Source organism: Pleurocapsa sp. CCALA 161, assembly GCF_003003995.1.
Classification (GTDB): Bacteria; Cyanobacteriota; Cyanobacteriia; order Cyanobacteriales; family Xenococcaceae; genus Waterburya.
Window position 1 is genome coordinate 19,588 of record NZ_PVWF01000067.1, and the last position, 8,392, is coordinate 27,979.

Sequence of the window (8,392 nt, forward strand, 5' to 3'; positions counted from 1 at the left end):
TCAGCCGAATTGCTGAAAATCATTGAATTGATTGAATAGAACAATTGCAACCAACCTAAAATAGAATTATATTTTTGTGTCTGATCATTACAACCGCAAAGATACTAGTGAATTGATTTCAGCTAGTAAAATTATTGGCTGGCGAGAATTCGTCGCTTTACCTCAGCTAAAAATTGGCAGAATTAAGGCAAAAATTGATACAGGAGCAAGATCTTCGGCGATTCATGCGTTTAATATTCAAGAGCGATCGCAAAAGGGCAAAAAAATCATTCGCTTTGAAATTCATCCTCTACAGCGTGACGATCAAACCATAATTACCACCGAAGCGGAATTATTGGAATATCGCAAAATACGCAACTCTGGAGGAACAGCTCAATTGAGACCAGTGATCAAAACTCAGATTGAAGTAGGTCAAGATATCTGGGCGATCGAACTATCTCTAACCAATAGAGATGTGATGGGCTTTCGGATGCTGTTGGGTAGACAAGCTGTACGCAATAAGTTTTTAGTCGATCCCGGCGGTTCTTTTCTTCAAAGTCGTCGTAAACCATAAAAATATAAATAGCCCCGATCAAATTTATCGTAATTGGCAATATGAAAATAGCAATTCTTTCGCAGAACCCTCATCTTTACTCTACCAAGCGCTTAAAAGAAGCAGGGCAACAGCAGGGGCATGATATGAGGGTAGTTGATTATCTGCGCTGCTATATGAATATTACGTCTAAAAAGCCCACGATTGTCTATAAAGGTCAGCCACTAGAAAATTTTGATGCCATTATTCCCCGCATTGGCGCATCGAAAACTTTTTATGGCACTGCGGTAGTCAGGCAGTTTGAAGTAATGGATGTTTTTAGTCCTAATCAATCCCAGGCAATTTCTCGTAGTAGAGACAAACTACGTTCGATGCAGATTTTAGCGAGAGAAGGAGTCGGCTTACCAATTACAGGATTTGCTCATGCTACTCAAGATATTGATGGGTTAATTGAAACCGTTGGTGGTGCGCCGTTGGTGATTAAACTTTTAGAAGGAACTCAAGGTATTGGCGTAGTGCTAGCAGAAACCTATCAGGCAGCTAAATCAGTAATTGAAGCCTTTCGTGGTTTGGATGCCAATATTTTAGTTCAAGAGTTTATTAAAGAAGCTGGGGGAGCAGATTTACGCTGTTTCGTGGTGGGAGGTCAAGTGATCGCTGGTATGAAACGGCAGGGTGCAGAAGGGGAATTTCGTTCTAATCTCCATCGTGGGGGGAACGCTGAAGAAGCTATATTGTCTGCCGAAGAAATAGATACAGCAATTAGAGCTGCTAAAGCGATGGGATTAAAAATTGCTGGAGTTGATTTATTGCGTTCTAATCATGGACCTGTAGTTATGGAGGTGAATTCTTCCCCTGGGTTAGAAGGAATTGAAAGCGCGACGGGAATTGATGTGGCAGGTAAAATAATTGAATTTATTACCAAAAATGCCGAACAAACAGAAGAACCAGATCATTCCTCTGGCACATTTCGCGATCGCATTAGATACTAGGAGTCTGAGATCTCAACCGTAAATTTTGTGTCAGATAATATTATTGAAATTGCCAAAGAAACCATAGCACCAGGACAATTACGCCGTTTTGAGTTGCCCGTAAGCCGTTTGGCCACTAAAACCCTAGTTTCCCTGCCGATTACTGTCGTTAACGGTATTGAGCCAGGACCTACTCTCTGGCTGAGTGCAGCGATTCATGGTGATGAACTAAACGGAGTGGAAATTATTGCGAGAGTGTTGAGTAGAATCGATCCCCGAAAGCTGAGGGGAACAATTATTGCAGTTTCTATTGTCAATGTTTTTGGCTTTATCGAACAATCGCGCTACTTACCAGATCGCCGAGATTTAAATCGCTCTTTCCCTGGCTCAGAAAATGGCTCTCTTGCTTCTCGACTGGCTAATTTGTTTATGCGAGAAATTGTCGAACGGAGTGATTATGGCATCGATCTTCATACTGCTGCGGTACATCGCATTAATTTACCTCAAATTAGAGCCAACTTAGAAGACAAAACTACTTATCATTGCGCTCAAGCCTTTGGCGCACCATTAATGATGCAGTCCAGTTCCAGAGACGGCTCTTTACGTCACGCAGCGACTAAAAAAGGTATTCCTGTACTGCTTTATGAAGCGGGAGAAGCCTTGCGTCTCAATTCTCTAGCGATCAAAGTTGGTATTTCAGGGATTTTTGGCGTAATGAAGCATTTAGAAATGTATGAAGATGAACTTGTTCCCTCTATCGGCTCGTCTCTTCAGGCACAAAAAAGCAAATGGATTAGAGCGTCTTGTGGTGGTCTTTTTCATCTTTTGGTCAATCTGGGAGATCGAGTCAGTAGAAAGCAAGAGTTAGGCTATATCACTAATGCCTTTGGTGAAAGAAGAGTTCCCATCCGCACCACCATTGAAGGTATCGTGATTAGTCATATTCAGAACCCACTAGTTAATCAAGGCGATGGGATTGTTCATCTGGCAATTATTTAATCGGTTGATGATCTTAAAAACCAGATCGTATACTCTGTTCATTGCTCATTGCGAGACAGTTACGTTGCGGGGGTTCCCCCCGTTGAGTAAACTGTCGAGATTACTCATTGCTCATTACTCTATGTCTCTTACTTTTGATGCCGAGTCCGCCCAAAAACGAATCGATCAGTTTTGGCAACTTCCCGCCAGTTTTGGGATGGAAAGGAATGCCTACCATAATTATCTGAACGAAATTGTCAGCGATCGCTATGCTTTAATCAACGGCTTACAGTTGCTTAGAGACGAACTACAGTTTGCGGCCTCTAGTGATACCGATATGCGGATCTGTGGCGCAGACTTGAGCTTGCCCAGCGTAGTTACCACTTTAGCCTATACCAACTGTGGCGATCGCATTCACCAGGGAGAAGTTACCAAACGCTATCGAGATGTGGTAGCATCGCGCTTTGCTACCCTATCGGAAATTGGCGAACTTAAGCTGGAGGCATTTTTCCCCGCTGGAGGCGGGACAGATAACGGGGCAACTTTAGCTCATGTTACTGTAGCCCATCAGATGGATGAACCACTTCGCCGTAGACTGTATGAAGGCAATTCTCAATCGATGGTCTTAGTGGCGACAGATTTAAAGACTCATGTGGGGCGTTTAGAGGAAGGAGATCAGCGCATTTATGGCAAAACTCGTGAATCACCTTGGCGTGAGCCTCGCCATGCCTGTGGTGCGATCGTGGGGGCGCTAGCTGATTATCGCCCTCATAATATGATCCATCGGCGCATTCGCGATGATTTGGGGGAGAAAAACTTTCAATATCTTTCGACGCGAAAAATTGTTACCGATAACGGTACAGATATTACCATGGCAGTCGCTGCGGCAATTGTCGCTATTAAAGGTATTCGCAATACGGCAATGGCTATGACTCAAGAGATAGATGAACGAGGACTAGCCCATTTGACTGCCAGTACTACGGTTAATCGTCCCTCCAGAGATGATTTGGTTATTTATTTAGCTAGAGCAACTGTCTTTAATGGCAAGGTGCGTATTCAAAGTCTGGGCAGCAAAGCCGAGTTTTATAGCGGAAAGTTGGTTAAATACGCAGGAGAAAAAAGACTTCAGCTTACCTATGACAATCTTGATAGCGAGTGCTTGCCTGTAGAAGAAATTCCTTATCAAATCAAATATTCAAACCTTGGTTGAATCTTACAGTGGTTTTCCAGGAGATAGACTACGCTTTTGATTAACTAATTCTTGAAGCGATGGCTCATGGGGCTTGCATCGAACTAAGCGATGTAAACACCGCTTAGTTGGGTGCTTGTCCCGCTTAGTTTGGGGGTTTCCCCCAAGACTCCTGAAGGACTAGCCTTAAAGGATTCCCTAAGGGTGTATCCTTTAGGACATATCGCCCAGTAAGCTTCAATCAGCAACTAGTTTTTTATGTTTCTGATTTATAAAGAGACTCTTGAAATTCTCGACCCATCAAACTACCAAATTGAGACCAGCCCATATTAGGAGTTTTAGATAAAGTAAGCTTAATCCTTTGAAGTTTTTTTCTTAATCCCATTAATTCTTCTGCATTGGGGGGCAAAATTTCGCTATAGGCTGATACTATTTCTTCGTTACTTGCCGTATTAAAATCAATAGATTCACCAACTGTAATTAAATTCTGAACGATAGGCAACATGTTATTTCTCTGGATTATTTTAATTGATTAGCCAGTAAACAGACATTAGAAGTTTAATTGGGTTAATGTCAGTCTTCAGCAAAAATCCGCAGTTTAGGGCAAATTGAAATTATCATCAAAATCATCAGATTGATCTGACGTTTGTTGCACAAGGACCTTTCTTACCTTCTCCAATCTCATATTCTACTTTCTGTCCTTCATCAAGTACTGCATTGCCCGCACTTTTGACTTCAGAAAAATGTACAAACAAATCTTTCGCCCCATCGTCTGGAGTGATAAACCCGAATCCTTTGTCTGTATTAAACCACTTCACGGTACCTGTACTCATACTCTAATTTATTCCCTAGAATTAGTCTGGTTAAGTTAAGTTGTATCGTAACATTCTGCTAAACAAAGGTATTTAACAACAAAAGAGACTAATCTTTTTAAAAGGCTCTAAACTGCATTTTAGAGACAATAGCCAGATTAGCTTAAATATTACTACCAACTAGCTAAATCCTGGCAAAAATGCTCTAAAGATAAAAGTTTAATCCGCCGATCTTGAGCAGCCAAAATGCAATCGCCTTCTAGGTTATAGCCCCAGTCTGCTAAGTATAACTCGACAAACAGGAGATCCTCTTGTTGTGCCACCTGCTGTAAAGCGGGAAGACGATCTTCAACAAAGGTAATCTGAATGTTTTCTCCTGGCTGTTGGTGTCTATCCCTGAGAATTCTCAGGGTTTCATACTTGGGACGTTTACTTTCCTTGCCAATGATTTGCACTGCGGGTAAATCTATACCCTGCTGTTGCAGTAGCTGCTTAACAAAACGCCCTTCTTTGGTGGTGACAATATAGAGTTTGACTGCTGAATTAATAATCTGACCTAATTGCTCGATCATTCCAGGATAAAATCGATGTAGGCTCAACCAATCAGCAAAATTATGCTTAATCCAGTCATCTCTAACCCCATCTAGTTTCTGCACTACCGCTTGTTTTGATAGTCCTTCCGCTTCGGTAATCTGGATGGCGATCGCCTTAAAATTGTTTAAAATTTCTGCTTCAGATATTCCTGATACCAATGCTCTAAGCAAAATTGGCATCTCCCATCCTGTCTCGATCACGGGACGCAAACGGTAAAAGCTGGGGGCAAAACTGTCGTCAACTTCTGCCGACCATATTTGCTGATAGGTTTGTTTAGTAGTGGCAAAATACTCCAGCAAACCATCACAAACCACACCATCGAAATCTAACGCCAAAATATCTGGAAGTCGAGACATAATTACAGCCGCGCTCAAAAATCACGGACTTGTGAACGAAAAGATCTTAAAACTAATTAATAATCAATTGTTCAATGTTAAATGATCGCGCGTTCATTGATAAATCCCTTCACCACAATTTTTCATTCATAGTTATTACGAATACAAACCACAGGATTATGTCAAGACATTGCTAACATTCTTTGAATTGGTTTCAATGCACGAACACGAATCTCTTCAGGTAACGTGATCTCAGGGGTTTTATTTTTCATCGCCAGATAAAGCTTTTCTAGCGTGTTCAATCGCATATAAGGGCATTCGTTACAGGCACAGTTATTCATCCCTGGTGCGGGAATAAATTGTCGCTCAGGAGCAGCTTTTTCCATTTGATGAATAATACCTGGTTCAGTAGCCACGATAAATTTGTCACTGGAACTTTGTTGAGCGTAGTTTAATAAGGCGGTAGTTGAACCGATAAAATCTGCGTGGCGTAATAAGGGGGGTTCGCATTCAGGGTGAGCAATAATTTCGGCGGATGGATGCTCGACTTTTAATTCAATCATTCTTTTTTCGGAGAAGGTTTCGTGAACGATGCAGCTACCGTCCCACAATACTAAATCTCTGCCTGTCTGCTCGCTCACATAACGACCCAAATTACGATCTGGAGCAAAGATAATTGGTTGAGCTTGAGGAATCTGCTGGACGATCTTAACGGCATTTGAGCTAGTACAAATAATGTCACTCAGAGCCTTGATTTCCGCAGTACAGTTGATATAGGAGATAACAATATGATCGGGGTGTTGGGCTTTGAAAGCTCTAAAATCATCGGCAGGACAGCTATCCGCTAAGGAGCAACCCGCCTCTAAATCTGGCAGCAACACAAGTTTGTCGGGGTTCAAAATCTTTGCCGTCTCCGCCATAAAATGCACTCCAGCAAAAACAATCACTTCCGCATCAGTATTAGCAGCCTGCTGTGATAGCCCCAAAGAGTCGCCTAAATAATCGGCAATATCCTGAATATCAGCTTCTTGATAATAGTGAGCCAAAATTACGGCATTAAGCTCTTGTTTTAGTTCCTTAATTGCGCCGAACAAATCGCTAGGAATTTCGTAGGGATTAAGCTTTGGTTTAGCTGCGGTAAACATGATTTTTAGATCCTAATAAGTTTTAAAATTTAATTTAATCAATAATTATAGTAATTTTTACTATAATTAGATTATAGTATATAGCACCATTATTTGCTTTGGTGTTGGCAGTTAAAATAATAAAACTATCAGTTATCAGTTGTTTTAAAAGGTATCTCTAAAAAAGTCAGCAAGTCTAAATACATATCCAAGCTCAAACCCATCTAGGTATAGAAGCATGGATTTAACACTGTAGGCGATCGCTTATCCTCATAGCGAAAAATGCTGAGCAATGAAGATAAGCAATGAGCAATTGTCTCCTCTTCCTACGAGTAATTTACTCAGATTGATAAACAAATACTTGCGCTTCATATTCAGGCAGATCGATAGTGACTTGGCGATCGCTGGCTTCAAGATCGTAGTTACCAGTCCATTCATGCCAAGTACCATCAGCAGGAAAATGCGGGACAGTATAGTCAGCTAGATATTGGTCGGAGAAGTTCGCCACAACGACAACGCGAGAACCTTCACCATTCCAACGAGTGTAAGCAATTACCTTGACTTCTGGGTCTTCATGGAAGAATTCAATATTTTCCGTATATAAAGCGTGATTGTGTTTACGCAGGTCAATTAGACCTTTGTAATGAACAAACAGATTTTGATTAAGCTCCCCTGCTAATAATGTCCAATCAATCTTGCTAGCTTCTTGACTAAGAGGATTATAGTCGCCAAACTCTTGACCCATCCACAGCATAGGAATACCAACGGCAGTCAGCATAAGAATTGCTCCCAGCTTAACTCGTTTAAAAGCAGCTTCCCCAACAATCCCGCGATTTCCCAACTCCACCATCACGCGCTGGTGGTCATGATTACTCAAATAGTTAACCACGTTGGTTGCACCCATAAAGCCAGAACGTTTACAATCCAACATGTTTTTTAATTCTTCTTGGTCGTAGCGATCGCCACAAATATAAGCCATCACATTAGCATAGAAGCTGTAGTGCCAACAGCTATCCATTGGGCCATCAAGATTAGTAATCGACGGATCTTCAGGAATGTTCTCGGCAATATTAATAAAAGGCTTCATGCCTGCATGTTTTTTAGCCTGAGCGACAATCCAGTGTAGGAAATCATAATTGGCGATTTGTTTAGTGGCATCGTAACGAATACCGTCGATGTGATATTCACTAATCCAAAACTTGACGTTATCACCTACGAATTTCCAAGCTGGTTTAACATCTAAAAGCTCGTCATATTTTTCGTAGTTAAACTCTGGACCCCAGCTATTATCAGGATCGGTAGGAGAATGATGATACCAATAGTCGTGATCGATCTGTGTTAGAGGACATTCAGTGTTGGAGTGGTTGTAAATTCCGTCTAAGATTACGCGAATACCTTTACCGTGACATTCATCAATCAAGTGCTTAAGTTCATCAGTAGACCCATAATTTGACTCCGCAGCAAAAAAATGTTGAGGACTATAGCCCCAACTGTATTCTCCTGGATTTTCATTAACGGGCATAAGTTCGATCGCATTGATGCCCAAGTCCACTAGATAATCTAATTTATCAACTACATTTTGATATTTACCTCTAGCATCTGGATCATCTTCTCCACCTGAAAAATCCCCCACATGCAGTTCATAAATAACTAGTTCATGGTCTGCGGGTAAAGGCTTGTCATCGTGCATCCAGACGTAGTTATCAACTATAATTTCACCGTCTTTGATAGTGATCGTGCCATTTTGACTTGCTGGGGCAATGTTGACTGCATAGGGATCGACTATATCTACCCATTCATCTGATTCCAAAAACCAACTTAAAGATCTGACTCTAAACTTGTATTCATATTTACCAT

The 8,392-nt window shown here is 41.3% G+C and carries 9 protein-coding genes; 4 read left to right on the plus strand and 5 right to left on the minus strand.

All coding sequences use genetic code 11. From position 1 onward, the window contains the following. The first annotated feature begins 76 nt into the window (after positions 1-76). The 4 genes from C7B62_RS15915 (at position 77) to C7B62_RS15930 (ending at position 3,691) form a co-directional block, all read left to right on the plus strand. A complete protein-coding gene (locus C7B62_RS15915; RefSeq protein WP_233219999.1) occupies positions 77-553 on the plus strand; it encodes a RimK/LysX family protein in 477 nt (158 codons plus the stop codon). Between the two features lie 41 nt (positions 554-594). Then, on the plus strand, positions 595-1,524 hold the full coding sequence (gene rimK / locus C7B62_RS15920; RefSeq protein ID WP_106238661.1) for a 30S ribosomal protein S6--L-glutamate ligase: 930 nt from the start codon (positions 595-597) through the stop codon (positions 1,522-1,524). Between the two features lie 27 nt (positions 1,525-1,551). After that, on the plus strand, positions 1,552-2,502 hold the full coding sequence (locus tag C7B62_RS15925) for a succinylglutamate desuccinylase/aspartoacylase family protein (RefSeq protein WP_106238665.1): 951 nt from the start codon (positions 1,552-1,554) through the stop codon (positions 2,500-2,502). Between the two features lie 121 nt (positions 2,503-2,623). Next, positions 2,624-3,691, plus strand: a complete 1,068-nt coding sequence (locus C7B62_RS15930; RefSeq protein WP_106238668.1) for a hypothetical protein — start codon at positions 2,624-2,626, stop codon at positions 3,689-3,691. 235 nt (positions 3,692-3,926) lie between these two features. Here C7B62_RS15930 and C7B62_RS15935 read toward each other — a convergent pair whose 3' ends face one another. The 5 genes from C7B62_RS15935 to C7B62_RS15955 form a co-directional block, all read right to left on the minus strand. Next, positions 3,927-4,175, minus strand: a complete 249-nt coding sequence (locus tag C7B62_RS15935; protein ID WP_106238672.1) for a hypothetical protein — start codon at positions 4,173-4,175, stop codon at positions 3,927-3,929. A 124-nt stretch (positions 4,176-4,299) separates the two neighbouring features. Then, on the minus strand, positions 4,300-4,503 hold the full coding sequence (locus C7B62_RS15940; RefSeq protein ID WP_106238675.1) for a cold-shock protein: 204 nt from the start codon (positions 4,501-4,503) through the stop codon (positions 4,300-4,302). Positions 4,504-4,655: 152 nt separating this feature from the next. Beyond that, positions 4,656-5,435 carry an HAD family hydrolase gene (locus C7B62_RS15945; RefSeq protein WP_106238694.1) on the minus strand — a complete coding sequence of 260 codons (780 nt, stop codon included), beginning with the start codon at positions 5,433-5,435 and terminating at the stop codon, positions 4,656-4,658. A 158-nt stretch (positions 5,436-5,593) separates the two neighbouring features. Next, complete coding sequence (gene nadA, locus C7B62_RS15950; protein ID WP_106238678.1) at positions 5,594-6,556, minus strand: quinolinate synthase NadA; 963 nt, start codon at positions 6,554-6,556, stop codon at positions 5,594-5,596. Positions 6,557-6,872: 316 nt separating this feature from the next. Beyond that, positions 6,873-8,392 (minus strand): alpha-amylase family glycosyl hydrolase (locus C7B62_RS15955; RefSeq protein ID WP_106238681.1); only part of this gene is annotated, 1,520 nt, incomplete at its 5' end.

What these genes read in the sequence shown, in the direction of transcription:
- rimK (WP_106238661.1), top strand. Translation starts at nt 595, where the DNA reads ATGAAAATAGCAATTCTTTCGCAGAACCCTCATCTTTACTCTACCAAG.
- C7B62_RS15930 (WP_106238668.1), top strand. Translation starts at nt 2,624, where the DNA reads ATGTCTCTTACTTTTGATGCCGAGTCCGCCCAAAAACGAATCGATCAG.
- C7B62_RS15935 (WP_106238672.1), bottom strand. Translation starts at nt 4,175, where the DNA reads ATGTTGCCTATCGTTCAGAATTTAATTACAGTTGGTGAATCTATTGAT.
- C7B62_RS15940 (WP_106238675.1), bottom strand. Translation starts at nt 4,503, where the DNA reads ATGAGTACAGGTACCGTGAAGTGGTTTAATACAGACAAAGGATTCGGG.
- nadA (WP_106238678.1), bottom strand. Translation starts at nt 6,556, where the DNA reads ATGTTTACCGCAGCTAAACCAAAGCTTAATCCCTACGAAATTCCTAGC.